Here is a 26,419-nt window from a genome sequence, read left to right as displayed (position 1 = left end):
GTAGTTAGTAGTCAATAGTTAGTTGGTCTTGACTATTGACTAATGACTAATGACTAATGACTATTAACTCAAAATGGATCTATTACGATCGCTACCATTAGGACTTTACTTAGAACAACCACAAACTTGGTTACACAAACTCGATCCGCGAGTCAAGTTTATTTGGCTAATGAGTTTTCTGACTAGCTACAGTTTTGCTAATAACGAGTGGCGTGTATTACTGGTAGCACTGTTAATTATTTTTACTTTAATTGCTCGGATACCTCAGCGAGTTTGGCAACAACAGATGGGCTGGTTGTTAACTCTCACGTTTTTGGTATTTGCGATCGCTGCTGTCAGTCCTGATGGTTTGGGTGTAGACTATCAACCACGTCTCCCATCTAACCCTCAAGTCTTAACTCAACCAGCTAAAGCCAATAATTCTCCAGTTGCAATATCACAGTCCGGTAAAAAATATAGTTACGTTTTGTTTCACAAAGGGCCTGTCAAAGTCACTCGTCGTTCTCTCGACTTGGGTGTGCGGTTGAGTACAATTTTGTTCACTGTCATCTACAGCACTAACTTATATTTGCTTACAACAGCACCAGAAGAAATCACAGCCGGGATCGAAAGTTTAATGCAGCCCCTACGACGATTTAAAATCCCGGTAACTGAGTTGACCTTGACCCTAACTTTATCCTTGCGGTTCATTCCCCTAGTCTTGGAAGAAGTGCAAAATTTAGTCCGTTCTGTGATGACGAGGGCAATTAATTGGAAAAAGCTGGGATTGAAAGGCGCAGTCAAAGTCTGGATGATTGTCGCCGAGAGATTATTAGAAAATCTGTTACTGCGCGCCGAACAAATGGCTAGCGCCATGATGGTACGCGGTTTTACCAGCCCCCACGAACACCGCGTCCCCTGGCATGATCTGCGCTTAAAATCATGGGATTGGATAGCGATCGCTAGTCTAACCCTATTTTGGGCCATACGAATCGTTTTAGGCCATGAGTTTTAATGATCTTTCTTAACTCTGTGTCTTTGTCTTGAAAAGTTCAGATGCCTGCGGCAAGCCGCAAAGCGTCTACGGAGGAAACCTCCGCTCCGACTTTTCGCTGTGACTCTGTGGTTAAATAAATCGTTTTTTACCACAGAGTCACCAAGGCACAGAGAGAATAGCCCAAACTGTAGCAATACAGACTGTTATTCTGAAGAATTATTAGGAGAATGCGCCTGTTGGCTATTTTTCTCCGATCAGTGATAATTATGCCAACATGGAGAGAAGGGCGCATCCCGTCGTTACAGACAACTTCCAACGAACAAGTAAGGGATTTTCTATGCTGCCCATGATAACTGGAGATGAATCATGCCAAGCAGATGGCAATAATGGCTTTACGGGTGTTGTAGCTGAGATTCTTTATCAAACCTTTCGTTTTTTCTCACTGTTAGCTTCATCTAGCTGATGGAAACTAAATCAAGGTCTTGACGAGCGCCATTTAAGGGTAGAATTTGCTGATTCTCATCATCACTCTGCACAAATATTTTAGCAAAAGAGGGACATCATCAGCAGAGTGTTTGTATTTCACGGCGGCAACAATTATAGATTTTCATACTTGATTATTAGATGAATCCAGAAAACGCAGAAACTTACATAAATCACCCTACATGGGGTTTGTTGTACCGGATTTGCATGGTTGATGACAACCAGGATCTGTTTACGACACTTTATGCCCAGCGCTTATTCTTTTTAGTGGCGAATGACATTAAAGCTATTAAGTTTCAGCCGATAGGGCGTACTGAAGCCAGAATGTTATTGGAAAATCGCTTGCGTACTTTGCGTCGCAATGGTCAATTACAGGAGTACGATCAGCTTCAGAGTGTTTTCCAACGCACCTTCCAATGATTAGTTCGATTCACGAACGGATTACGCAAATTCGTAACTCACTTCCGCCTTCAGTCAAGTTGATTGCTGTGACTAAGCAAATGTCGGCTGAGGTTATTCGTTTAGCCTATGCTGCTGGTGTCCGTGATTTTGGTGAAAATCGCATTCAAGAAGCGGCTAGTAAACAAGCCGAGTTATCAGACTTATCGGATATTACTTGGCACTTTATCGGTCATTTGCAAGCGAATAAAGCCAAAAAAGCCCTGGAACAATTTGACTGGATTCACTCTGTCGATAATCTGAAGTTAGCACAGCGCTTAGATCAACTAGCATCACAGCTAGGAGTTAGTTGTCAGGTGTGTCTACAAGTAAAAATTCTTCCAGATCCTCAAAAGTCGGGATGGAGTGTATCAGAATTACAAGCAGATTTACCAGCCCTCGACCAGTGTAAAAATTTACAAATTCAGGGTTTAATGACAATTCCGCCTTTTGGTTTAGCTGATACGGAAATTTTAAATGTATTTCATACTACGTATCAATTAGCAAAAGAAATTCAAGCACAAAACTGGTCTCACCTGAAAATGGCACAGTTGTCAATGGGGATGTCAGGGGACTACCAACTAGCAGTGCAAGCTGGAGCAACGATGGTAAGATTAGGAACCATTTTGTTTGGCAAACGCACTTAAGCAGAAGCACTCGTGCTTTTTTGAGGGTATCAATCACTGCTGACTACGTATTACTTAAGTCAATACATTGCTTTGGTAATAAAAAATACTATTTTTTTGATGTAAACAAAAATAAACATTTAGAAAATCAAGCAAAAGTCAAGTTTATTTAACTTTCTTTGGAAGAAATGTTGGGATATAATCTTGACTCAATTATTGTATCTAGGTTAATGTACAGGCGTTATCAACAACGCCAGTTCGTTGCCCATAGCAGTAGTAGATGCTACAAATAACGATAAAATTGTGAGGCTTCCTGCCTGTTGTAGCGATCGCATTAGCTACGTCAACTTATGAACTGAATCAATAGAGGCAAATTGCAAAAGGAGTGCAACTAAATGAACAACATATTTTCCAAGCTACGAGACTTTGTTGGTCTCAACGAGCAAGTGGAATACGAATACTACGAGGAAGAAGCAGATACAGATAATTACCAAAATCTGTATCAACAAGAAAACCCCCAACCAGCACCAACCGAGGCTGCTCCAAACAATCGACGTTGGCGCGAACCCATGAATACAATGGGTGATGACGTAGCAACAGGAACAAAATCGACAATGGGGAATGTGATTGGTATGCCAGGAGCAATTAACGGAATTTCAGAAGTATTGGTACTTGAACCTCGTACATTTGAAGAAATGCCCCAGGCAATTCAAGCATTACGTGAGCGCAAGTCAGTAGTGTTGAACTTGACTATCATGGACCCAGATCAAGCTCAACGAGCAGTTGATTTTGTTGCAGGTGGTACTTACGCCCTAGACGGACATCAAGAGCGTATTGGCGAAAGTATCTTTTTGTTTACGCCCAGTTGCGTGCAAGTTAGCACCCAAGGTGGAGTTATTCATGAAGTACCCCAACCCCCAGCGCGCCCTTCACGTCCAGTTCCTCCCACCCCAACAACTTGGGGTAACGAAACTAACCGCATGGCAGCACAATAGAGTTAAATTAGTCAATAGTCCATAGTCAAGAGTCCAAAGCTCTCAGTTTTTGACTATTGACTATTGACTATTGACTGTTGAGTAGTAACTCATGACTATAAAATTTGGTTTAATTGGTGGTGGGGTAATGGGAGAAGCACTGTTATCCCGCCTGATTGCCAGGGGAATTTATCAACCCTCAGAGGTGATAGTCAGCGAACCCCAAGCAGCACGCCAAGCTTTTTTACAGCAGCAGTATGATGTGAGTGTCACCACAGATAACAGCTTGGTGTTCACCCAATCCCAAGAAGTTGTGTTTTTGGCAGTAAAGCCGCAGGTATTTAGTGCGATCGCTCAAGAATTAGCAGATATTCTCACAATAGAACACTCGCCTCTAGTGATTTCCATCTTGGCTGGAGTTTCGCTACATCAGCTAGAAGCGGCATTTCCGCAAATACCAGTCATTAGAGCCATGCCCAACACCCCAGCCACCGTGGGCGCAGGTATTACCGCCATCTGTCCTGGTGCGTATACCAACGCCAAGCACCATCAGTTAGCCGGACAAATTTTTGCCGCAGTCGGGGAAGTGGTAGAAGTAGCCGAATCTTTAATGGATGCAGTCACCGGACTATCTGGTAGTGGCCCCGCTTATGTGGCTTTGTTAGTAGAAGCCCTCGCCGATGGTGGAGTTGCTGCTGGCTTACCCAGAGGCATTGCCAATCAACTAGCTCTACAAACAGTCCTGGGGACAGCTACCCTATTGCAAGAGAGCAAAATCCACCCCGCAGAACTCAAAGACAGAGTTACCAGTCCCGGTGGCACAACAATTGCCGGCATTGCTCAATTAGAAAAAGCCGGATTTCGTTCAGCCTTAATCGAAGCCGTCAAAGCAGCTACCTGGCGATCGCAAGAATTGGGAAAATAGTTCAAACTTCACACTCCCGATTCCCCCATTTTTTCGGGAGTTAGAAAAAAGCTACACTCCATTGTCAAAAAAGACTCTCAACCTGCATTTCTCACAAAACGGTAGGGGCGGGTTCATGAGATATTCGTGAATGATTGAAGTATATTTGTGAACCCGCCCCTACAGCGTCTGGATTTCTGTTTGATAAATTTCGTAAGAAATTTAGGTCAAATCACTAATTATTGGCAGCATAATGAGCTATTAGCTAGTGTACCGTATTTTTATGCAAAATTCAAGGTATTTTTCAGTAAGATAATACCTATAAATTATGGTATATATAAGTGTAATTACTTATAGGTTGTAAAAAAATGAAAAAAATAGCAGCACTAGTTTGTCTTTCCGCAGGGTTATTTTGCTTATTTCCCGACGATGCTCAAGCTCAAAGAGCTAGATGGTCAGGTTTTGGAAGGAACAGTAGTTATGAATTTAAGATTGATTTAACAGTCCAAGATACAGATTTAGTAGACTTTGAAAGGGGAGTTTATCTTCAAGCAATCAAAGATTTTAGTTTAACTCGTAATCCTGATCCAGGTGTTGCTCAGACTAATATTTCTTCTTCAGGATTCGGTAAATTAACTATTTCTAAAGACAAAGATGAAATAAATAATCTAGAGATTATTAACATTGACATCAATTTCGAGATGGAATCACCTATAGAGCGTGCATTTTTATCAATTAATTATGATCCTCTGTTTTCAGATTTCGGTAATTTTGCCAATGTTAATGTTAACAATCTGTTAGGTTTTTTCAATGATTTAACACTCATTAATAACCCTGAAAAATCATTCTTCACAGTTAATAAAACAGCAAGCGAAGTCCAGTTTAGAGATCCAAATGGATTTCAAATCGTAACTTTAGAGTCCGCAGAAAGTTTTATTAAAGTGGAAGTACCTGAGCCAAATCTTATATCAGCTTTTATGATTCTATTTTCTACAAGTGTGACAGGAATGTTAAAGAAGATAAAATTTCAAAATCACTAAATAATTAATTGACATGAATTTGTGATGATGAATCACTCAGATTCCCAATTTCTTAAAGTAATTGGGAATTTTAACACCAAACAAAAGATTTTACAATATTTAAATCAAAATAAATGCTCAAAAAATTTTTTCTTAATATCAGCCTGACATTCTGTTTATTAAGTCAAGCTAGAATTGCCATAGCAGAAATAATCCCAGATAACACTTTACCTATTAATTCAACTGTTATATACGAAGATAACATCAAGGTTATTGAAGGTGGAACTATAGCAGAAAACAACCTATTTCATAGTTTTACTGATTTTTCAATTACGAGTGTAGATACAGCTTATTTTAATAATCTTGCCTCAGTCCATAATATCATTACTCGGATCACAGGTGGCAAAATTTCTAATATTGATGGATCGATTAAAGCTAATGGTAATGCTAATCTTTTTATGATTAATCCTGCTGGGATTATCTTCGGTTCTAATGCGTCATTGGATATCGGTGGTTCTTTTATTGCTACCACTGCAAATAGTATTAAATTTGCAGATGGTAGCGAATTTATAGCCAATGCCAACCCTGTTCCTTCATTGTTAATAGTAAGTGTTCCTATGGGGTTACAATTTGGCTCAAATACGCCTGGTAGAATTATAAATCAATCCCAAGCCAGCCCTAATGGAGAATTAACAGATGCTACACCGCCTAATCCAATTGGGTTAAAAGTCCCCATTGGGAAAACGTTAGCTTTAGTAGGTGGTGATGTGACTTTAGATGGTGGTAATTTAACCACAACTGGAGGAAGAATAGAAATTGCTAGTATTGCCAATACAGGTTTAGTAAAGCTGACAGAAATAGATAAAGGTTACACTTTCGATTATTCAGGTATACAAAATTTTGCTAATCTTCAACTTCTCCAAGGAGCAATTATATATGGAAGTGGTAACAGTGATGGAGATATAAAAATACAGGCAGGTAATCTTAACATCACCGAATCTTCCGCTATTTTTTCTAATACCTTGGATGCGGAAAAGGGAGGAAATATAGAAATTAACGTCAGCAATTTAACTGCTGACCAAGGTTCATTTATAGGTACTTTTGTTCAAGCCTCTGGGGATGCGGGAGAGATAATTATTAACGCATCAGATAGTATCAAAATTTTAGGGACGACAATAGAGGGTGAATTTCCTACAGCTATTGTTTCACAGGTGACAGAAACAGGAACAGGTAAAGGTGGAAATATCATAATTCATACAAATCAGTTATTGATTGGAGATGGAGCAATTGTTGATGCTTCTACTTTCGGTGCTGGTTCAGCAGGTAACGTAATTATCACAGCAAGCGATTCAATTGAACTTATCCGTTCGTCAGATATACGTGTTCCTAGTGGCATTTTTGCTCAAGTTGCAGATATTATGACAGATAAAGCTGGTAATGCTGGAAGTATAACCATTGAAACTAAACGTTTAGTAGTTTTAAATGGCGCACAAATACTTACCTCTGCACGTAGAGATGGAAATGGTGGTACTTTGCTAATTAATGCTACTGATGCAATTATATTGAGTGGTACATCTCCATTCGCTACTGGCACATTTGATGATGACCAACGTAGTGGGATTTTTGTTTCTGCTGAACCAGAAGCCACAGGTAATGTTGGAAGTTTTACCCTGAATACAGGAATACTTATTGTTGAAAATGGAGCGAGAATCTCGGCTGATAATTTTGGTTCTGGTCAAGCAACAACACAGAATATAAATGTTAGACAATTGCTAATTAGAAATGGTGGTGAAGTAAGAGTTGGTTCATTTAATGTAGGTGCTGCGGGTACTTTAAATATTCAAGCTACCGAATCTTTAGATATAATTGGTAGTACCACAATTAATTCTAATACTGTAGTTAGCACTTTATTTAGTCAAGCCGAAGCATCAGGTCAAGCAGGAAATTTGAATATTAGTACTCCTCAACTGAATGTGAGAGATAACGGCGTAATCACAGTCAGTGGTACAGGTAACGCGACTGCTGGTAATTTAACTATTAACAGTAATACTATTCGTTTAAATCGAGGTAATATCAAAGCTGAAACCAATACTGGAGCAGGTGCAAATATTATCTTGAAAGATATTAATTTGTTAATTTTAGAAAATCAAAGTTTAATCTCAGCCACAGCTTTTAATAATGCTAATGGAGGCAATATTGATATTGATGCCTCTGAGGGTTTTATTGTGGTCATCCCTGATGAAAACAGTGACATCACTGCTAATGCTTTTGCAGGTAAAGGTGGTAATATTCAAATTAGTACTAAAGGTATTTTTGGGATTGAGGCACGCTCAGGGTTAACGGATAAAAGTGACATTACTGCCAGTTCAACTTTAGGTATTCAAGGTTTCATTACTATTAATGCGCCTGAAAATGATGCTATCAAAAATAGTCTCACGGAGTTGCCTAATAATTTAATAGATACTAACGCTCTCATTGCGAATAGTTGTATTGCTCGTAATCCCAAAAAAGAAGGGAGTTTTATTATTACTGGTAATAGTGGTTTACCAACTCGTCCAGGTGAAGCTATGGCTTCTAGTTATTCTACTGGTGACGTGCAGAATGTTAGCAATAATAGTACAGCTAGTTCATGGAAGAAAGGCGATCCCATTGTAGAACCGCATGGAGTGTATCGCTTGGAAAATGGGGAATTGGTGATGAGTCGTGAGTGTCCTTAGTTTTATTTTTGGTGAATTAATATCTTATAAAATCATTAAATATCTTAAAAATCAGACCAGATTTGCAATTAAATGACTCGCTTCATACATGACGAATTTGCCAAAGACTATCTAGAAGAACTTCTCAAAAATTACGGAGAAGTCACAGCATCAGCAAAAATCTCAGGAGAGATTAAAGAAATAGATGTGTTATTCACTCCTCATAAACAGCAAAAATTTAATTTACAAATCTTGGGTTTGCTAGGAAGATTTGCTGAACATCCAGCAATTATAGAACCCTTCCGCAATCCAGCCTCTACCGACGAAATCTGCGACTGTATTCTCAAATCATTAGAAGTTAAAGCATTATTACGACGAGAAGCAAAAGCCAATAACATCAAACTTCAGCAACCAGAAATTCCTAAATTGTGGATTCTCACCCCTACCATTTCTCAACCTAGATTATCTAGTTTCGCTACTATTCAAAAACCAGATTGGCTATCAGGAGTCCATTTTTTAGCAGAAGCTTTGCGGACAGCAATTGTAGCGATACACCAGCTACCAATAACTCCGGAAACTTTATGGTTAAGACTTTTGGGTAGAGGAAATGTACAGTCACAAGCAATCATTGAGTTACAGGAGTTACCATTAAATCATCCATACCAGAAAGCTACACTTGAATTAGTTTACAACTTGCGCGAAAACTTGAGGGTAAATCAAAAATTAACAGCAGATGATCGGGAGTTAATCATGCGATTAGAACCACTGTATCAAAGAGATAGAGAACAAGCCAAGCAGGAAGGCAGACAAGAAGGTAGACAGGAAGGTAGACAAGAAGGTAGACAAGAAGGTAGACAGGAAGGTAGACAGGAAGGAAAAAAAGACTTAATATTGCGTCTTTTGAATCGGCGAATTGGTGAAATTGATGCTTCATTAGTTGAGCGAGTTCAAGGGTTATCTATTGAACAGTTAGAAAATCTAGGGGAAGCATTACTAGATTTTACTACTGTTGCTGATTTAGATGCTTGGTTCAGCCAACAGTAATTAGGACTTAACCCGCATTCATCACAAGCGGTAGGGGCGGGTTGAGCGAAAATACTCGTGAATTTTCGAGCATATCTGTCAACCCGTCCCTACAGACTTTGGAATTAGGTTGCAAGAATGTTGTAAGAAATTTAAGTGATGGTACAAACCACTACTAAGCAATTGGTGGTAATGGTAGCGATCGCTTGACTTATTCCAGTAAGTCGGGTATCTAATTTTTCATAAAATTCCATGAAATGTCAATACAATTTAAAAGAATGTTTGCATTATGCAAAAACTAAACTGATAATTTTATAGGAAAATAATATGACACATAGCATCAGTAAAAATATGGGTACAGTCACTATATTGGTTGAGTGCATAAGTCCTACAAACCACTAATAAGCAATACAGTTTTCTGCAATCTTAATTGCATATTTGGATATTTCGCCTATTCAAGATAACTTTTACACTGCCATCATCATATTTGTAATTGATAAGGACAGTGATATGGCTATTACCATTTTGACAGTCAACACTACAGCCGATCAAAATGATGGTAGTGCGGCTAATGGGTTATCTCTGCGGGATGCGATTTTAATTGCTAATGCTAATCCCAATACTGAATATGAAATTCAGTTAACTGGAGGTGCAACTTACACCCTAACTTCAAATGGGATTAATGAAGATAACTCCCTCACAGGAGATTTAGATATTAAGAGCCGTAATAATGTACTTTATATTGCGTCAGTTGGTGGGCAGGAGGCAACTATTGATGCGTCAGGTTTATTAAATAGCGATCGCGTTTTTCATGTCCTCGGTGGTGGACAATTAAGCTTACAGAATGTTGTAGTCACAGGAGGAGCTACTAGAAGTTTTGGTGGGGGAGTTTGGGTACAGTCCAATGGCTTTCTAGACTTGAACAATACTACCGTCATTGGCAACAATGCAGAAGATGGTGGCGGTATCGATAACTTGGGTACTACTCAACTACGTAACGGCAGCACAGTTATTTTTAACAGCGTCAGTGGTTATTTGTCTGGTGGCGGTGGCATTAAAAATGGTCGTGATGGTACGCTGTTACTGCTTAACTCCACAATCAGTAATAATTTTGGTGATGATTATGGAGGTGGTATATACAACGCTGGGAGCGCCACTTTAGTTAACTCCACAATTTCTGGTAATCGTGGAGGCAATACGAACATAGCATACGGCTCTGGTGGTGGTATATACAATAGTGGTGGCTCACTTGCTTTAATTAACACCACAATTAGTGGTAATAAAGCAGATGACGGTGGTGGTATCTATAATTATCAGGGCAACGTTAATGTCCTCAATAGTACCATTACTAAAAATATTGTTGACGATATAATCATTAGTAGTGGTGGTGGCATTCGTAACTATCAAGGTACAGTCAATCTCAGAAATACTATAGTTGCAGGAAATGTGAATAATGCAGGTGATTCGCCTGATCTTGATGGTACATTCAATGGCAACAATAACAACCTCATCGGTAGCTTAACTGGTGCTGATGGCACTGTAGGCACTGGTTCGGATATTGTCAACTCTAACCCTAGACTCGGCTCTTTACAAAACAACGGCGGACTTACCCTGACTCACGCTCTTCTCGCTGGTAGTCCTGCCATAAATGCTGGTAAAAATAGTTTAATTCCGGCTGATGCACAAGACTTAGATGGTGATGGCGACAAAACAGAACCCACTCCCTTCGACCAACGGGGCTTGGCAAGAGTAAGCGGTGGTACAGTAGATATCGGTGCATTTGAAGTACAATCTGCGACTCTACCAACTCTCACCATCAACAATGTCACCGTTACCGAAGGCAACACAGGTACAACTAACGCCAATTTTACCGTCACTCTCTCTGCCGCCAGTACCTCTGTTGTCACCGTTAACTATGGGACAGCTAACGGTACAGCGACAGCAGGTAATGACTATACCTCAACCACCGGGATATTAACTTTCAACCCAGGGGAAACCAGCAAAACTATCACGGTTGCTGTGAATGGTGACATCATCGCTGAACCTAATCAAACCTTTTTTGTCAACCTCAGTAATCCTTTTGGGGCTACCATTGCTGATAACCAAGGGTTGGGAACAATCATCGATGATGATGCTAATCCTACCATTGCTATTGCTGATGTTAGTCGCAATGAAGGCAATAGCGGTACTACTAACACCACCTTCACTGTGACTCTATCGGCTGCTAGTGAAAAAACGATTAATGTTAACTATGCGACAGCTAACGGTACGGCTACAGCCGGCAGTGACTACACCGCTACGACTGGTACATTAACTTTCAATCCCGGCGATATCAGTAAAACTTTCACTGTTGCCGTGACTGGTGATACCACAGTTGAAGCTAACGAAACCTTTTTTGTCAATCTCAGCAATGCCACTAATGCGACGATTAGCGATAATCAAGCATTAGCAACTATCCTCAATGATGACACACCCACTCTTCCCACTCTTTCAATCAACGATATCACTGTTGTAGAGGGGCAAACTACTCAAGCTGTGTTAACTGTCACCCTCAGCAGTGCTTTTAGTCAACCAGTCACGGTGAACTACACGACGGCGGCTAATACTGCTACTGCCAATATCGACTATACCGGCCGCAGTGGTACTTTAACTTTCGCTGCCAACACTACCACGGCAATAATTACTGTTGCCATCCTCAACGATAATCTCAACGAAGTTAACGAAACCTTTAGGGTTAATCTTTCTAGCCCTAGCAATGCTACCTTACAAAAAGCTTCTGGCACTGTCACGATTACTGACACTTTACAAGCCAGCACTACTACCACCTTAGCGGATGGGATTGAGAATATAACCCTGATTGGCACTGACAATATTAACGCTACTGGTAACAGTGGTAATAATATATTGACGGGGAATAGTGGGAATAATCTTTTGGCTGGGGGAAATGGGGACGATACTTACAGATTTAATCCCTCTACGCCATTGGGTAGCGATCGCATTCAAGAAATCACCACAGGCGGCAATGATACCATTAACTTTAGTAGTAGCAATAGTGGAGTACGCCTTAACTTAGGTGCAACTAATACTCAGACAGTCAACAGTAACTTGAAATTGACCCTATCTGCCAACAATGTCATAGAAAACGTCATTGGTAGTAATAGTAGCGATCGCCTGATTGGTAATAGCCTCAATAATACCCTGACTGGGGGCAATGGCAATGATGTGTTAACAGGTAGAGGTGGCGCAGATACGTTGATTGGCGGGGCAGGTAATGATATCTTGACTGGTGGAACAGAGAGCGATCGCTTCTTGTATAGTAGTGGACAAGCTTTTACGAGTGGGGATTTTGGGCTTGATATCCTGACTGACTTTACCCCAGGAATTGATAAATTGGTGTTGAGTAAAAAGACATTTACCGCTTTGAGTAGTGTTGTAGGTGATGGGTTAAGTCAAGCGTCAGATTTTACGCTCGTCGAAGATGATGATTTAGTCGCCACTAGTACCGCCTTCCTAGTTTACAGCATTGGTAGTGGCAGTCTGTACTATAACCAAAACGGTAGTGCGGCGGGTTTAGGTACTGGTGCAGAGTTTGCCAACTTGATTACTTTACCTAGTTTGACTACTGCTGATCTAGCGATCGCTGCTTAAAGCTGAAGAAATCACCAAATGCTAAAGATCCAAACTTAGAAACTAATAACCCATTGACTAATCCCGAATTTCTCACGAAATTTATCAAACCGAAGTCCAGAGACTGTAGGGGCGGGTTAACCAGATATTCGTGAATGATTGAAGCATATTTGTGAACCCGCCCCTACCGTTTTTTGAGAAATACAGGTAATGACCATTGACTATTGACCAATGACTATTGACTATTGACTCATAACTAATGTCGAAGTTGACAAAAGACTCGTTAATATAGTAAACAGTCTGGTTGCAAAATTAATTGAGTGAATTACCCCGCGCCTTCCCAAGAAATAGACTTAGGGTCAATATTTCCCTTTGATCTAGATCAGTTTCAAAAAGATGCGATCGCGTCCCTTAACGCCGGACGCTCTGTTGTTGTGTGTGCGCCCACTGGTTCGGGCAAAACATTAGTCGGGGAATATGCCATTTATCGTGCCTTAGCACGGGGGAAACGGGTGTTTTACACCACTCCCTTGAAGGCGTTGTCCAACCAAAAATTACGTGACTTCCGAGAAAAATTTGGCTTTGATGATGTGGGGTTGTTGACTGGAGATGCTTCTATCAACAGAGATGCACCCATTTTAGTCATGACCACAGAGATTTTTCGGAATATGCTCTATGGCACGCCTATCGGGCAAGTCGGTATCTCTCTCGTCGATGTAGAAGCCGTGGTGTTAGATGAATGCCACTACATGAACGATCGCCAACGAGGTACAGTTTGGGAAGAATCGATCATCTATTGCCCCCGTGAAGTCCAATTAGTTGCCCTGTCAGCCACGGTGGCTAATAGTGATCAACTCACCGACTGGCTAAATCGCGTTCATGGCCCCACTGATCTGATTTACTCAGATTTTCGCCCCGTTCCTTTGGAATTTTACTATTGCAATCCCAAAGGATTATTCCCCCTATTGAATGATACTAAAACCAAAATTAACCCCCGTTTGGCAAACAGAGGTAAAAAGAGGCAAGGGGATAGAGGCAAAAATGGCAGGCCAGAAGCCCCCTCCATTGTCTACACTCTCAGCCAGCTACAACAACGGGATATGCTACCGGCGATTTACTTTATCTTCAGCCGCCGGGGATGTGATAAAGCCGTGGCTGAGGTGGGTGATTTGTGGCTAGTGAACAATGATGAATCGCAAATACTGCGGCAGCAAATTGATGAATTTTTAAGCCGCAACCCTGAAGCTGGGCGTTCTGGACAAATTGCCCCCCTCTACCGAGGAATTGCGGCTCACCACGCCGGGATTTTGCCAGCTTGGAAGGTATTAGTAGAAGAACTGTTTCAACAAGGGCTAATTAAAGTCGTCTTTGCCACGGAAACCTTAGCCGCCGGGATTAATATGCCTGCCCGGACAACAGTTATTTCCACCCTCTCCAAACGTACTGACACCGGACACCGCCTATTAAACGCTTCGGAATTCTTACAAATGGCGGGTAGGGCTGGCCGTCGGGGGATGGATGAACAAGGCCATGTGGTAACAGTGCAGACTCCCTTTGAAGGTTCCAAGGAAGCAGCCTATTTAGCCACATCCAAACCAGATCCTTTGGTAAGTCAGTTTACACCCAGCTACGGCATGGTTTTAAACTTACTGCAAACCCACACCATCGAGCAAGCCAAGGAACTGATTGAACGCAGTTTTGGGCAGTATATGGCAACTTTGCATTTAAGACCAGATTACGACCAAATTACCGACCTGCAAGCCGAATTAGCCCGCTTACATGAGCAAATCGCTGCCGTTGATGAAAATGAATTGGCTATTTATGAAAAATTGCGCCAACGCTTAAAAGTAGAACGCCAACTGTTAAAAACCCTGCAAGAGCAAGCTGATGATGAGCGACAAGAACAAATCAAAATGCTCTTGGACTTTGCGATTTCCGGTACACTCTTGAGCCTGAAGGGGAAAAATATTACAGTCTTCTCACCTGTAACAGCAGTGTTGGTTGGTAAAACCTCCGGTGCTAGCCCATACTTGGTATGTTTGGGACAAGATAATCGCTGGTATGTTGCCACCAATGAAGATGTGGTTGACTTATATGCCGAGTTACCCCGTGTGGAAGTTTCACCAGATATTTTGCCACCACCAGAGTTGATGCTGAAGCCAGGACAGTCAAGAAGAGGTGATGTGGCAACAATGGCGATCGCTCAAAGTATCCCCGACCCGGAAGCATCCCTGCATCTGTCCCCAGAGGTAGCCGAACAACTCAGCCGCACCACTGCCATCCAAGCCCAAATAGAAGCTCACCCCATCCATCAATCAGGTGATGTTGCTGCTATCTTCAAACGTCGAGCCAGATATGTGGAACTGGAAGCCGAACTAGAAGAGATGCAAGCCCAAGTCGAGCAACAATCTCAACGTCACTGGGAAGAGTTTCTCAATCTGATTACAATTTTGCAGGAATTTGATTGCTTAGATAACCTCGTACCCACCCAACTAGGACAAATCGCTGCCGCTATTCGGGGAGAAAATGAACTGTGGCTGGGTTTAGCACTAGCTAGCGGTGAGTTAGACAACTTAGACCCCCAGCATTTAGCTGCCACCGTCGCCGCTTTAGTCACCGAAACCCCCCGCCCCGATAGCAGAGTCAACTTCAACCTGGCTTCAGAAGTAGATGATGCCTGGGCAAGGTTACAAAAAATCCGTCGGGCTGTTTTGAAGGTGCAGTATCGACATGGTGTAGCTTTGCCAGTGGGTTTAGAAAATCGCTACATTGGCTTGATAGCCCTTGTCGAACAATGGGCATTAGGAACCCTGTGGACAGAACTATGCGAAAACACCACCTTAGATGAAGGTGATGTGGTACGAATTTTACGCCGGACTTTGGATTTACTATCCCAAATTCCCCACGTTCCCCATTTACCAGATGCCCTACAGCGCAATGCCTACCGGGCGATGCAGTTAATTGATCGATTCCCAGTCAATGAGGTGGTGGAATAATACCAATTCAAAATTCGTCTTGAAAAGTTTGCCGGGCGGGGAAACCCCCATAAGCAACTTTTGTCTTCTCTACGAGAGGCTAGCGCCAACGACACGCTACTACTTTTCCAACTCATCACGAAAGCGATCGCTTGTATATGGAATGTGTGTTAGCTTACGTAGGCGATGACCGCCGATCAGGTGTAGTTCATCGCTTGACAATGTTGTGCTTGATATTCAGTTATGACTATTTAACCAAGCTACTAAATCATCTAAATTTGTAAAATCTAACAAAGCATCAGCTAAATCTTCCACCTGAGTCGGTGATAATTTGCCAATTCGTTCTTCTAATTCAGATGTAACTGCACCAACTTTCCTTTTAAGCTGTCGCATAACTATTTCTTGTCGTCCTTCTTGTCGTCCTTCTTCTCTTCCTTGTAATTGCCAGCTAGTCACAATTTCCATAACTACCTCTTGTTTAACAAGTTCAAATTTAGCAATCTCTGTTTGAAAAATCTCTGTTTCTGCTGCATTTAGTCTCAGATAGGTATCAACAAACCCAGAAATCAGTTTCATTTTTGCTGGATTGAGCCGTAAAGTTGCCAATAATCGTAAACATTCAGCCTTGACTTTGGGACGGTCTGATGGTGCTATCCTCATTTTAGACATGAGCGCACTGGCAACAGGATTTTCTTGCTCTAAAAAGTCACGCCAGTTCAATTGATTGAGTTGCACTACTCCATAGTTAAATTCCAGCACCGTTTTGTCGGGAAATGTGACACGATAAGTATCTGTTTGGGGCTTGTGAGGAGTGTCATAGGAAAAGATGACTATGGGATAGACAGGTAATCCATGTTTTTCAAATAGTCGAGCAAAATAAGTAAACATCCTCCGTCCAAATTCAGTTTGTGAATATGACTGATTTTCGATATGTACGAGAAAGAATGTTTCTTGTCCTCTAAATCGGATTTTGGCTACTAAATCAGCTTCGTATTGTTCACCTGCTGTAATATCGGTGAATACTTCTTTATCTAAAAATGTTAGTGAGTCTGGTTCTAGATATGCAGTTACTTGGGGGAAAAATAATTCTAAAAATTCGAGAAAAAATGTGGAAATTAGTTCTTTAAATAAACGGTCGTGGTCAATCATTTCAATATCAGTTGATCCATTACTTGATTGTTAATTAGTATACTAGATTCTTTTAGATCGCTCTTGGTGTAAGCTATTGGTCGGCGTTAGGTAATGGTAGGCGATCGCTTTTCAACCCACATTCCGCAGATGTGACTGATATTACAGGTAATTTTGAAAAGTCAAGCCTAGAAGATTTCTATTAGTCTAATCTTTTAAAATGACCAATGACCAATGACCATTAAATAAAAAACCGCCACTAGATTAGGGCGGTTTAGTTAAGCAATCGGAGGGTAATCTATAGACTACTCTCCTGATATGAAAGCTGCTGTAGCGTTGTTTGCACTTGTTTTTGGTCAAAAGCTCAAGGTAAACTACTGTCTGCCATAAGCGCTCATGGGTTCTTTGATAAAGCGGATATAAAAATGTTTGAACGTAGACTTAATGACACGGGGCATGGCAAAGTCAATAGGCATTAATTTGTCAGGAAGTTGCCAGTCATCAATTTTTAATAAATCGGGATTTAAGTTGGGGAATTCAATATCAGCTAGTTCTGGGCAAACTCCCAGCCTTTGAGATGCCGCAACGGTGGGTACTTGCTGGGGTGGAACGTTGAGGATTTCTACCATTGCCCTATCTAAAGCAAAGATATTTGATGCAGCCGCTAATATGCCTAAAAGACGAGGCTCACCACCACTGGGGCCATTTCCTTCATGACCGATGATCCCATCTAAAATAGTCAAGTCGGGATTAATTGCCCTAGCAGTTTCCACTAACATTTCTCCAAATCTGTTGGCATCTTTCCCAGCTTCCATGTGCCACCATGCTTTCATTTTGCCAGGAACGCAACCAAAGAGATTTTTGACTCCCAACGTTAGAGTTAGCTGCATATGTGATTTGACTTTGGGTAGGTTAATCACCACATCTGCTTCAATGGCTTCTTTACTCAGCAGTAGGTGATTGAAATTTTCACTAACTGTTTGGTAACGTTGTCCATGAAAATCTACAATTGGCAGATTTAGTTCTTGGATAAGTGGTTGATAACCATTGGCAATAGCCACACCTTTAGCACTGCCAAAAGCGGGACTATCTCCTAAAAAGGGTTTACCGCCTGCGGCAATTACCATCTGGGCAACTGCGTAAACCAGTTCCGCACGGGTGGTACACTCTTTCGTCGGACGTGAACCTGTGAGTAAATTGGGTTTGAGTAAGACTCTTTGCCCTGGTTTAACAAAGGCACTCATCCCCCCAAAAGGTTCTAGCACTGTAACCAGAGAGGCGCGTAAAGCTTCTCTTTCGTAGGAAGTAGCCCGAATCAGGCTGACGGATGGTTTTTGAGTCTGCATGGGTTATTTGGGGATTGGGGATAGGTGACAGGGGATAGGGGATAGGGGATAGGGGATAGGGAGCAGGGGAGGCAGGGGAGCAGGGGGAGCAGGGGAGCAGAGGAGCAGAGGAGCAGAGGAGCAGAGGAAAATAATCAATGAGTACTCAGCACTCAGCACTCCCTCACTCCCTACTCAGCACTCCCTCACTCCCTCACTCCCTCACTCAGCACTCAGCACTCTGTCTGGAGGGGCAAGATACTGCTCATTTGTTCCAAATTTAACACGTTGGCTAATTCTGCTTCACTCATTAGTCCTTTTTCTAGAACAATCTGGCGGAGTGATTTGCCGGTTTTTAATGATTCTTTGGCAACATCGGCGGCGTTGAGATAACCAATGTGGGTATTGAGGGCGGTGACTAGGGCTAAACTACCTTCGGCGTAGGCTAAACATCTGTCGCTGTTGGCAGTAATTCCTTGGATGCAGCGTTCTGTGAGGGCAGCAATTGTATTACCGAGAATTTCGATGCTGTGGATTAAGTTGTATGCTATCAACGGCATCATCACGTTTAATTCTAATTGTCCAGCTTGGGCAGCAAGTGCGATCGCCTGATCATAACCCATCACCTGAAAACACACCATTGATGTCATCTCTGCCATGACGGGGTTATACTTACCTGGCATAATTGAGGAACCGGGTTGTACTGGGGGTAGTTGGATTTCTTTGAAACCCGTTTTTGGCCCTGAGTCCATCAACCGCAAGTCATGGGAGATTTTCGCTAAATCTTGGGCTAAGTTGCGTAATGCACCGGAAACGTTGACAAATGGAGCCATACTCTGCATGGCAGCCATGAGATGAGGTGCGGGTTGGAGGGGCAAATCCAGTAATTCTGCGAGTACATCGACTACACGGGCGCGATATTGGGGATGGGTGTTTAAGCCAGTTCCCGCCGCACTCCCACCTAAACCTAATACCATTAAATCACTGGAAGCTGTGTAAATGCGGTTTTGGTGTTCTGAGAGGATGTAAGCCCAAGCCCGAAAGTTTTCACCCAAACGCACGGGGACAGCATCTTGTAAATGGGTTCTCCCAGATTTGATGATATCTTGAAATTCTCCTGCTTTGGTTTCTAAGGTGGCGATCGCTTTTTCTAAGGCTGGTTGTAATGTGTGCGTTAGTGCCAATAAACCACCAATGCGGATGGCTGTGGGGATGACATCGTTGGTAGACTGTCCATAGTTAACATGATCGTTGGGGTTAACTCGGTTGTAATTGCCCTTTGCTTCATTGAGAATTTCTAAAGCCCGATTGGCTAAGACTTCGTTAATATTCATATGGTGGGAAGTTCCCGCACCAGCTTGATAGACATCAACGACAAATTGATCCCGTAAATTCCCGGCTAATATTTCATCAGTTGCTTGAGCGATCGCTTTGCTAATATCTTCAGGTATGCAGCCTAATTCACCATTAACAATGGCTGTGGCTTTTTTAATGATCAGGCAAGCATCGATGTAAGTAGGTAAAGGCTTTAGTCCGCTAATCGGGAAATTTTCAATTGCCCGTAGGGTTTGAATACCATAATAGGCGTTACTGGCAATTTGGCGATCGCCCATCGAATCGCGTTCAATCCGAAAATCTGTATTGTCATTCATATTTATTGCTTAAATAATCTCAAAGTACAGATCATGCCATGTAAATAGACTAAATACCAATTCGTAATTCGTAATAGAAATATATTTGGTGGGCAATGCCTACCAAACCCAGAATTATTGTCAGCTTATCAGTTAGCCTTTAATATCAGTTTATGTACACAAGTCAACCAGTATTGAGAAATGATTATGGTGGAGATTGACCGGACTAATACCGCACTAGTAGGACTGGATTTGTACACAGTTGCAGAGCGTCATCAGTCTGATTTAGTTGAGGCAATTGTTCAAGAGCAAATTAAATTTTGGCAGTCTAACCCTTATTTTTTATCAGCCAGTGTCCATCGTAGTTTAGATGAGGTTCGCGTCTTCACCTACAGCCAATGGCAACCCAAATTTGATCACCGTAGTCTGCCACGCCCAAAAGTGTTCGATGAATTTTTCCCACCAGATGTTCTCCAATTAGAAGTTTCTGCCAGTCGGTCATTATCGACAGAGGTTGAAATTGTTGCAGGCAAGCGCATTACACATCTGGCTGAGTTTCGGATGATGCCAACCAATCAACCGGAAATGGTAAAGCGAACAACAATTGAAGTTGACCGAGCAATGAGTAATTCACCAGGACTAATTTCCGCAACATTTCATCGCAGTTTAGACGGAACGCGGATGTTTAATTATGGTCAGTGGGAGAGTAAAGAGGCATTTGAGGCAATTCTCAAGCAGCCCGGATTTAACCCAAATCAACCATATTGGGAAGGTTTAGCCAGAAACGAATTTCATTTATATAATGTTGTTCATGTTGAGACAAAACAATAAGAATATTATGATAAAAACACCAACTCGCCGGATAACTTTAGAGGAATTTTTACAGTTACCAGAAACAAAACCAGCAAGTGAATATATTAACAGTGAAATTATTCAAAAACCCATGCCCCAAGGTAAACATAGTACACTTCAAGGTGAATTAGTAACTACAGTTAATGGTGTAGTTAAACCTGAAAAAATTGCCCGTGCTTTACCAGAATTACGCTGTACTTTTGGTGGACGTTCCATTGTTCCAGATGTATCAGTATTCGCTTGGCAAAGAATTCCTGTTGATGAAAAAGGCAATATTGCCAATGTATTTAATACACATCCAGATTGGACAATTGAAATATTATCTCCTGAACAAAAAAGCACAACTAAAGTTATGAGAAATATTTTGCATTGTTTAAATCATGGTACTAGTTTAGGTTGGTTAATTAACCCTGAAGAATTTAATATTTTAATTTATCCACTCAACCAGCAACCAATATTTTTAGAAGACGAACAAGATATCTTGCCTGTCCCCGATTTAGTTAAGGATTTACATTTGACATTGGGGCAATTATTTGATTGGTTGAAATTATAGAAACTTTCCCAGCTAAAATCATGACTTTACCCAACTGGATTACTTTTTCTCGACTGCTTGGTGTACCATTTCTCTTATACGGCTTGTACAACTCTACATCGCAAGCTAGATGGATATGTTTGGCTATTTTTTTAGTGGCAGCATTAACAGATTGGTTAGATGGGTATTTAGCGCGGAAGTTAAATCAAGTTAGTGATTTAGGGAAATTTCTTGATCCTTTGGTAGATAAGTTTTTGGTACTAGCGCCGTTACTGGTTTTGGTGGAATTAGGGAAAATCCCGGCTTGGGGAGTATTTTTGATTTTAGCGCGGGAATTAGCGATCGCTGGTTGGCGAGTGAATCAAACGACGATTTCCGGGGCAAATATTTGGGGTAAGCTGAAAACCGTGAGTCAAATTATGGCGATCGCCCTTTTAATCGCACCTTTATCATCAGATTGGCAAAACGTTGCTCTCATCGCTTTTTGGATTTCTGTCGCCTTAACTTTAATCTCTGGGGTAATTTACCTCTGGCCACAGAAAGTCAGTCTGAATGAAGTTTAAGTTGTGCTTCCTAACTGGAGAGCATGGAGATTCGCATAAATACCTTGCTGACTCATCAGTTCTGCATGAGTACCATGTTCGACAATTTCACCTTGCTGAATCACTAACACTTGATCAGCTTGGCTCACCGTACTTAAGCGATGGGCAATGACAAAACTAGTACGATCTTGCAGTAGACGAGCGATCGCATCTTGTACCAAGGCTTCTGTACGAGTATCTATACTACTAGTTGCTTCATCTAAAATCAAGATCCGGGGATTGATCAACACCGCACGAGCAATACTAATCAGTTGTCTCTGTCCTTGGCTGAGTGGCGCACCGCGTTCTCCCAATTGAGTTGTATAACCCTGTGGTAGTGAGGTGATAAACTCATGGACGTTTGCCATTTGTGCTGCTGCTTCAATCTCGGCTTGTGTGGCATAGGGACAGCCAAAAGCAATATTTTCTGCCACCGTACCACTAAATAAAATATTGTCTTGCAAAACAATGCCAATTTGACGGCGGAGACTAGCTTGAGTCACACTCCGCACATCAATACCATCAATTGTGACTGCACCATCAGACACATCATAAAAACGCAATATCAGGTTAATAATGGTGCTTTTCCCTGAGCCGGTTTGACCTACCAATGCCACCATCTCGCCAGGACGAGCGTGTAAACTCACCCCTTTGAGAACTAGTTGTTCTGGATTATAACCAAACTTGACATGATCAAATTTGACCTCACCTTGAATCGCTGGCATTGTGGTAGCATCAGGTGCATCTTGGAGTTGTGTAGGTTCATCTAACAGGAGAAAAATTCGCTCTAATCCAGCAAAGGCAGATTGAGCCTGGGTGTAAAACTGACTGAGAATTTGGATAGGACGGAAGAATTGCTGAACGTAAAGTAAAAATGATGTCACCACACCCACTGTAGCTGCTCCTGTGACAGCCAGATAGCCACCATAAGCGAGTACACCTGCTGTAGCTAAGGTGTTGAGAAAATCTATTGATGGTAAAAAGGCGGCGGTAATGGCGACAGCATGAACGTTAGCATCACGATTAGCCGCATTGAGACTGTCAAATTCGGCAATATTCAGATGCACCCGATTAAATGCCTGTGCTTCTCGCACACTGCCAATATCTTCTTGTAACTTCGCAGAAAGCTCCCCAATTGTCTGCCGTGTAACGCGAAATCTGTCTCTTGCCCAACGAGCAAACAAGCCAGTGGTAAAAATCATCAATGGTACAACTAGGTTACTTAATAAACCGAGTTGGAGATTGATTAACAGCATAGCAATGACTATGCCCACCAAACTAAAAGCGTTACCCAGCATTTGAGCGATCGTTTGTCCAAATGCTTGGTTTACAGTATTAACATCATTCAGCAGACGACTCATTAAATCACCGGCTTCACTCCGGTCAAAAAAGCTGAGTGGGAGACTCTGGATTTTCAGAAAAATATCCTGTCTCAGTTGTGCCAACAATCGTTGCATAATCCAGCCGACACGCAGAATTTGACCCCGAATTGCCGAAATACTGATCACGTAGGTTAGTGCTAGTAATCCTAACAACACTAGCAATCCTTGTAAATCCTTTTTGGCTATCAAATTATCAATTGACCAACCCAGTAAAAACGGCCCAATCGACTGAGTTGCAGCACCAATAAATACTAATGTTAGAGCAATAGGAATTTCTTTGCGGTAAGGTCGCAAGTATTGTAAAAATCGCCGTAAGGTAGAGGATTGCTGAATGGCCTGTTGTTCGGATGCCACAATCGGGACTGTACCTCTCATTTTTGCTCCTTTGGCTGCATTTGAGATTCTAAAATCACACCGTAGAGTGGGCTGGTTTGCATTAATTCTTCATGAGTCCCTTGAGCTACCAATCGTCCTTTATCTATCAGAAAAATCCGATCAGCATTCTTGACGGTACTAATACGTTGAGCCACCACAAAGGTGACACAAGCTTTTTGCCGCATCATCTCATCCAATGCGGCTTGAATTTCGGTAGCAGTTTTGGCATCCACCGCCGAGGTACTGTCATCCAAAATCAGAATACTATAATCGGTGAGCAAAGTCCGAGCGATCGCTAGCCGTTGCTTTTGTCCACCAGATAAACCCACACCCCGTTCACCGACAATCGTTTCGTAGCCATCAGCGAGACTGGTAATAAAATCATGAATCTGGGCAGTTTTTGCCACTTCTATCACCTGCTCTAGTGGTGCATTGGGTTTGGCATAGGCAATATTCTCCCGAATAGTGCCAGAAAATAGTGTCGTTTCTTGAAATACAATCCCAATGTGCGCTCTGAGACTTTTGAGGGTAAAGTCTCGCACATCTCGCCCATCAATGCGAATTGCCCCCTGGGTGACATCATAAAAACGGGGAATCAGGTTCATAATTGTGCTTTTACCAGAACCCGTCATCCCTAAAACGGCAATCAATTCTTTAGGTTTAGTTTCAAAGGAAACATTCTTTAGTGCTTCGGTTGTCGAGCCAGGATAGCGAAAGCTGACATTCTCAAAGGTGATTCTACCACCACACGTTTCAAATGGTACAGCATCGGCGCGATCGCGAATCTCCACCGCCGCATCTACCACTTCGTATACTCTGTGAGCCGAGGCCACAGCTTGCACAATCACAGGTGCAGCAAAGCCTATCAGCAAAATTGGTTGGAGTATCAACACCAAGTAGGAGTTAAAAGCTACCAGTTCACCAATGGAAAACTTACCACCAATTACCCGCGCCCCACCATAGGCAAATACTGCTAGCGTCACCAAATTACTCAATAAAAAGATGAATGGGAAGGTATTACGGATGGCACGAATTGTCTTCATGTTAGCCGTGACTAACCCATCATTAAGTCTTGTATAACGCCCTCTTTCTGCTGATTCTCGCACAAAGGCTTTGACTACTCTGATGCCAATCAGATTTTCTTGTAATACCGCATTCAAGTCACCTAATTGCTCTTGTACTTGTCCAAACAGGCGCTCATTACCAATCACAAACCTTGTCATTAACCAGGCTGTAATCGGTACAACTGTGAGGGTAATCAGAGCCAGTTGCCAATTCATCACTAGCAAAATCACGGCAATACTCAGCAATGTCACCACCGAACTAATGACTTGAATCAAACTAGTACCAATAAAGGTACGAATCTGCTCAATATCATTGGTGACACGGGTTAACAGTTGGGAAGTTTGTGATTGATCATGATAGCTAAAACTGAGATTTTGAATCTGGCTAAAAATCTTGTTGCGTAGGTCATAAGCAACGCCTTGAGATGCTGATTCGGCTAGATAACTCTGACCAAAGTTAAACACACCACGGGCGATCGCTGCAACTACCATCCAGGCAGCACTATACATGACAATTTGTAAATCTTGCTTGACAATACCTTGATCTATTCCCCAACGAAATAGTTGCGGAGTCAAAGCATTAGCTATAGTCAACAACAACAGGCTACCTAAAGCCCCTAGTGAAATCAATCCGTAATTTCGCAAACTCCCTAGTAAACGCGGGATTGCTTGCATTGCCGAATTTTCCTGAAGTTCTGATTGTGGAACCACCAGTATTTACCCTTGATTTCCTCTAAAAATTATCTCTCATAACGGACTTTCATCTCTGGCTGAATTTATCTTGTTCCATAAAAAGTCAGCATTGTGCAGTGATATATCAACAGAGAATTTTTTCCCAAAAAAGTAGTCATCTGCTAAAATAGCCATCAAATAATGACCATAACTACTCTTAGCCATAGGTGCAATTAATTCTCGCAATTGTGCTGAGTCAATATATCCTTGATTGTAAGCAATCTCCTCAATACAAGCTATCTTTAACCCTTGCCTTTCTTCCAGAGTTTGAATAAAATTACTGGCTTGATGTAGAGACTCATGAGTCCCAGCATCTAACCAAGCATATCCTCTTCCCAAAACTACTACTTGTAATTTACCTTGTTTTAAATAAACGAGATTTATATCAGTAATTTCTAACTCATTCCGGGCTGAAGGTTGCAGAGCAGAGGCAATTTTTACCACCTGAGAATCATAAAAATAGATACCCGGAATCACATATTTTGATTTAGGATATTTAGGCTTTTCTTCGATACCAATTACTTTCCCATTAATATCAAATTCAATCACCCCGTAATTTTGAGGGTCTTTCACCTGATAGCCAAAGACTAAACCACCTGTCTTGAGAGTTGTTGCTTGGATTAATACTTCGATTAAGCCATTACCATAAAAAATATTATCTCCCAAAATTAAACATACTGGCTCATCAGCAATGAAATCTTGACCTAAAATAAAAGCTTGGGCCACACCCTCTGGTTGCAGTTGTTCAATATAACTAAACTTTAATCCCCACTGACTACCATCTTTTAAAAGTTGTTGTAACAATGGTAGATCATGAGGTGTAGAAATAATTAAAATCTCTTGAATACCCGCCAACATCAACACAGACAAGGGATAATAAATCATCGGCTTGTCATAAATTGGCATCAGTTGTTTACAAACAACATTAGTTATAGGATAAAGACGTGTACCAGCACCACCAGCTAAAATAATCCCTTTCATATTGCTTGTTTGTGAAAATCTATACTATAACCCTTCTGGCTTTACCTGCATTTCTCACAAAACGGTAGGGGCGGGTTCACAAAGGAAGCTTCAAT

Annotated in this window: 20 protein-coding genes; 14 read left to right on the top strand and 6 right to left on the bottom strand. The window is 41.7% G+C overall.

Features of this window, described 5'->3' with window-relative positions:
- Positions 1 to 73: 73 nt before the first annotated feature.
- From FD725_RS01460 to FD725_RS01415, 11 genes are all read left to right on the top strand, one after another.
- Positions 74 to 994, top strand: a complete 921-nt coding sequence (locus FD725_RS01460; RefSeq protein ID WP_179046494.1) for an energy-coupling factor transporter transmembrane protein EcfT — start codon at positions 74 to 76, stop codon at positions 992 to 994.
- Positions 995 to 1,313: 319 nt separating this feature from the next.
- Entirely contained in the window at positions 1,314 to 1,439 is a 126-nt protein-coding gene (locus FD725_RS32255) for a hypothetical protein (protein ID WP_256871828.1), read from the top strand.
- Between the two features lie 161 nt (positions 1,440 to 1,600).
- Positions 1,601 to 1,879, top strand: a complete 279-nt coding sequence (pipX, locus tag FD725_RS01455) for a transcriptional coactivator PipX (RefSeq protein WP_179046493.1) — start codon at positions 1,601 to 1,603, stop codon at positions 1,877 to 1,879.
- Positions 1,876 to 2,544: a YggS family pyridoxal phosphate-dependent enzyme gene (locus FD725_RS01450; RefSeq protein ID WP_179046492.1), complete on the top strand. Its 669-nt coding sequence runs from the start codon at positions 1,876 to 1,878 to the stop codon at positions 2,542 to 2,544. The genes pipX and FD725_RS01450 overlap by 4 nt, the downstream gene beginning before the upstream one ends.
- Before the next feature lie 374 nt (positions 2,545 to 2,918).
- Positions 2,919 to 3,518: a cell division protein SepF gene (locus tag FD725_RS01445; RefSeq protein ID WP_179046491.1), complete on the top strand. Its 600-nt coding sequence runs from the start codon at positions 2,919 to 2,921 to the stop codon at positions 3,516 to 3,518.
- Between the two features lie 91 nt (positions 3,519 to 3,609).
- On the top strand, positions 3,610 to 4,422 hold the full coding sequence (gene proC, locus FD725_RS01440; RefSeq protein WP_179046490.1) for a pyrroline-5-carboxylate reductase: 813 nt from the start codon (positions 3,610 to 3,612) through the stop codon (positions 4,420 to 4,422).
- A 347-nt stretch (positions 4,423 to 4,769) separates the two neighbouring features.
- The gene (locus FD725_RS01435; protein ID WP_179046489.1) at positions 4,770 to 5,441 is read left to right on the top strand and encodes a hypothetical protein; all 672 of its coding nucleotides are present in this window, start codon (positions 4,770 to 4,772) and stop codon (positions 5,439 to 5,441) included.
- A 113-nt stretch (positions 5,442 to 5,554) separates the two neighbouring features.
- Positions 5,555 to 8,137: a filamentous hemagglutinin N-terminal domain-containing protein gene (locus FD725_RS01430; RefSeq protein ID WP_179046488.1), complete on the top strand. Its 2,583-nt coding sequence runs from the start codon at positions 5,555 to 5,557 to the stop codon at positions 8,135 to 8,137.
- A gap of 72 nt (positions 8,138 to 8,209) precedes the next feature.
- Positions 8,210 to 9,160 carry a DUF4351 domain-containing protein gene (locus FD725_RS01425; RefSeq protein WP_179046487.1) on the top strand — a complete coding sequence of 317 codons (951 nt, stop codon included), beginning with the start codon at positions 8,210 to 8,212 and terminating at the stop codon, positions 9,158 to 9,160.
- A gap of 489 nt (positions 9,161 to 9,649) precedes the next feature.
- Positions 9,650 to 12,787 (top strand): calcium-binding protein, encoded by a 3,138-nt coding sequence (locus tag FD725_RS01420; protein ID WP_179046486.1) that lies wholly within the window; start codon positions 9,650 to 9,652, stop codon positions 12,785 to 12,787.
- A 299-nt stretch (positions 12,788 to 13,086) separates the two neighbouring features.
- A complete protein-coding gene (locus tag FD725_RS01415; protein WP_179046485.1) occupies positions 13,087 to 15,762 on the top strand; it encodes an RNA helicase in 2,676 nt (891 codons plus the stop codon).
- A 216-nt stretch (positions 15,763 to 15,978) separates the two neighbouring features.
- Here the strand turns inward: FD725_RS01415 and FD725_RS01410 are convergent, their stop codons facing one another.
- The 3 genes from FD725_RS01410 to FD725_RS01400 form a co-directional block, all read right to left on the bottom strand.
- Complete coding sequence (locus FD725_RS01410) at positions 15,979 to 16,890, bottom strand: DUF4351 domain-containing protein (protein ID WP_179046484.1); 912 nt, start codon at positions 16,888 to 16,890, stop codon at positions 15,979 to 15,981.
- 353 nt (positions 16,891 to 17,243) lie between these two features.
- The gene (locus FD725_RS01405) at positions 17,244 to 18,215 is read right to left on the bottom strand and encodes a DUF362 domain-containing protein (protein WP_179046483.1); all 972 of its coding nucleotides are present in this window, start codon (positions 18,213 to 18,215) and stop codon (positions 17,244 to 17,246) included.
- A 212-nt stretch (positions 18,216 to 18,427) separates the two neighbouring features.
- Positions 18,428 to 19,846: an aspartate ammonia-lyase gene (locus FD725_RS01400; protein ID WP_179046482.1), complete on the bottom strand. Its 1,419-nt coding sequence runs from the start codon at positions 19,844 to 19,846 to the stop codon at positions 18,428 to 18,430.
- 186 nt (positions 19,847 to 20,032) lie between these two features.
- On the opposite strand from FD725_RS01400, the gene FD725_RS01395 reads away from it, so the two are divergent.
- The 3 genes from FD725_RS01395 to pgsA are packed head-to-tail and all read left to right on the top strand — an operon-like array spanning position 20,033 to position 21,772.
- Entirely contained in the window at positions 20,033 to 20,656 is a 624-nt protein-coding gene (locus FD725_RS01395; RefSeq protein ID WP_179046481.1) for an antibiotic biosynthesis monooxygenase, read from the top strand.
- A gap of 7 nt (positions 20,657 to 20,663) precedes the next feature.
- A complete protein-coding gene (locus FD725_RS01390; protein WP_179046480.1) occupies positions 20,664 to 21,230 on the top strand; it encodes a Uma2 family endonuclease in 567 nt (188 codons plus the stop codon).
- A 20-nt stretch (positions 21,231 to 21,250) separates the two neighbouring features.
- Positions 21,251 to 21,772 carry a CDP-diacylglycerol--glycerol-3-phosphate 3-phosphatidyltransferase gene (gene pgsA / locus FD725_RS01385; RefSeq protein ID WP_179046479.1) on the top strand — a complete coding sequence of 174 codons (522 nt, stop codon included), beginning with the start codon at positions 21,251 to 21,253 and terminating at the stop codon, positions 21,770 to 21,772.
- Here the strand turns inward: pgsA and FD725_RS01380 are convergent.
- Genes FD725_RS01380 through rfbA form a run of 3 tightly spaced genes read right to left on the bottom strand, consistent with a single transcriptional unit; the run spans position 21,769 to position 26,324 of the window.
- Positions 21,769 to 23,547, bottom strand: a complete 1,779-nt coding sequence (locus tag FD725_RS01380; RefSeq protein ID WP_179046478.1) for an ABC transporter ATP-binding protein — start codon at positions 23,545 to 23,547, stop codon at positions 21,769 to 21,771. The two genes, pgsA and FD725_RS01380, sit on opposite strands and share 4 nt — an antisense overlap.
- Positions 23,544 to 25,322 (bottom strand): ABC transporter ATP-binding protein, encoded by a 1,779-nt coding sequence (locus tag FD725_RS01375; protein ID WP_256871827.1) that lies wholly within the window; start codon positions 25,320 to 25,322, stop codon positions 23,544 to 23,546. The genes FD725_RS01380 and FD725_RS01375 overlap by 4 nt, the downstream gene beginning before the upstream one ends.
- Positions 25,323 to 25,358: 36 nt before the next feature.
- A complete protein-coding gene (gene rfbA, locus FD725_RS01370; RefSeq protein WP_179046477.1) occupies positions 25,359 to 26,324 on the bottom strand; it encodes a glucose-1-phosphate thymidylyltransferase RfbA in 966 nt (321 codons plus the stop codon).
- Positions 26,325 to 26,419 lie beyond the last annotated feature (95 nt).

It is taken from the genome of Nostoc sp. TCL26-01 (assembly GCF_013393945.1).
Classification (GTDB): Bacteria; Cyanobacteriota; Cyanobacteriia; order Cyanobacteriales; family Nostocaceae; genus Trichormus.
The sequence above is the reverse complement of the archived record's forward strand: the minus strand, read 5'-3'. Positions and strand labels throughout refer to the sequence as shown.

What these genes read in the sequence shown, in the direction of transcription:
- FD725_RS01390 (WP_179046480.1), top strand. Translation starts at nt 20,664, where the DNA reads ATGATAAAAACACCAACTCGCCGGATAACTTTAGAGGAATTTTTACAG.
- FD725_RS01400 (WP_179046482.1), bottom strand. Translation starts at nt 19,846, where the DNA reads ATGAATGACAATACAGATTTTCGGATTGAACGCGATTCGATGGGCGAT.
- FD725_RS01395 (WP_179046481.1), top strand. Translation starts at nt 20,033, where the DNA reads ATGGTGGAGATTGACCGGACTAATACCGCACTAGTAGGACTGGATTTG.
- FD725_RS01405 (WP_179046483.1), bottom strand. Translation starts at nt 18,215, where the DNA reads ATGCAGACTCAAAAACCATCCGTCAGCCTGATTCGGGCTACTTCCTAC.
- FD725_RS01425 (WP_179046487.1), top strand. Translation starts at nt 8,210, where the DNA reads ATGACTCGCTTCATACATGACGAATTTGCCAAAGACTATCTAGAAGAA.
- FD725_RS01430 (WP_179046488.1), top strand. Translation starts at nt 5,555, where the DNA reads ATGCTCAAAAAATTTTTTCTTAATATCAGCCTGACATTCTGTTTATTA.
- FD725_RS01410 (WP_179046484.1), bottom strand. Translation starts at nt 16,890, where the DNA reads ATGATTGACCACGACCGTTTATTTAAAGAACTAATTTCCACATTTTTT.
- FD725_RS01380 (WP_179046478.1), bottom strand. Translation starts at nt 23,547, where the DNA reads ATGAGAGGTACAGTCCCGATTGTGGCATCCGAACAACAGGCCATTCAG.
- pgsA (WP_179046479.1), top strand. Translation starts at nt 21,251, where the DNA reads ATGACTTTACCCAACTGGATTACTTTTTCTCGACTGCTTGGTGTACCA.
- FD725_RS01435 (WP_179046489.1), top strand. Translation starts at nt 4,770, where the DNA reads ATGAAAAAAATAGCAGCACTAGTTTGTCTTTCCGCAGGGTTATTTTGC.
- FD725_RS01460 (WP_179046494.1), top strand. Translation starts at nt 74, where the DNA reads ATGGATCTATTACGATCGCTACCATTAGGACTTTACTTAGAACAACCA.
- FD725_RS01420 (WP_179046486.1), top strand. Translation starts at nt 9,650, where the DNA reads ATGGCTATTACCATTTTGACAGTCAACACTACAGCCGATCAAAATGAT.
- FD725_RS01450 (WP_179046492.1), top strand. Translation starts at nt 1,876, where the DNA reads ATGATTAGTTCGATTCACGAACGGATTACGCAAATTCGTAACTCACTT.
- rfbA (WP_179046477.1), bottom strand. Translation starts at nt 26,324, where the DNA reads ATGAAAGGGATTATTTTAGCTGGTGGTGCTGGTACACGTCTTTATCCT.
- proC (WP_179046490.1), top strand. Translation starts at nt 3,610, where the DNA reads ATGACTATAAAATTTGGTTTAATTGGTGGTGGGGTAATGGGAGAAGCA.
- pipX (WP_179046493.1), top strand. Translation starts at nt 1,601, where the DNA reads ATGAATCCAGAAAACGCAGAAACTTACATAAATCACCCTACATGGGGT.
- FD725_RS01445 (WP_179046491.1), top strand. Translation starts at nt 2,919, where the DNA reads ATGAACAACATATTTTCCAAGCTACGAGACTTTGTTGGTCTCAACGAG.
- FD725_RS32255 (WP_256871828.1), top strand. Translation starts at nt 1,314, where the DNA reads ATGCTGCCCATGATAACTGGAGATGAATCATGCCAAGCAGATGGCAAT.